Here is a 507-nt window from a genome sequence, read left to right on the forward strand (position 1 = left end):
CACGTCCATTTTCCACGCACATGCCGCTCAACTGTGAACACGCCCGGAGTGTAATCGAGCTTCTCGCTGACGTCTTCGCCGATTCGCTGAAGCTGGCAGCCGCACACGCACTGAGTATTCTCTGGTTCGTGACGGATCACGGTTCGCGGAAACTGCGGCGGCAGTGGTGCACGCTTGGGCTTATGACGTGGCTCGGCCGGTGCGGCCGGCGGATTGGCTGCCTTCAGCTCGGCTTCGATAGCTGCGATATCGGTATCGAGCAGATCATCAAGCAGACTGCCTTGGTCGGGGCTCAGTTGCTCGCTGCGCTTGGCGAACTTGTGTCGCTTGAGGATGGCGATTTCATGAGCCAGTTGCTCGTTGACCGTTTCGAGGCGTTGGATTTTCTGGCTCATGGAGTCGACCTGGGACAGCAACTGCATAGCCTGTTCGGCCAAGCCGCGCAGCTGTTCCGGTGTCATCTGGTCGAGATTGGGCGAGGAAGTCATGCCGCTGATTGTGTCAGAG

General features: G+C 59.0%; 1 protein-coding gene. It reads right to left on the bottom strand.

Features of this window, described 5'->3' with window-relative positions; all coding sequences use genetic code 11:
* Nucleotides 1-488, bottom strand: a 488-nt coding sequence (locus tag AC07XM_RS31120) for an IS66 family transposase (RefSeq protein ID WP_495046091.1), incomplete at its 3' end; no start/stop codon positions are given.
* Nucleotides 489-507: the final 19 nt, after the last annotated feature.

Source organism: Pseudomonas sp. GW460-LB5 (genome assembly GCF_059423245.1).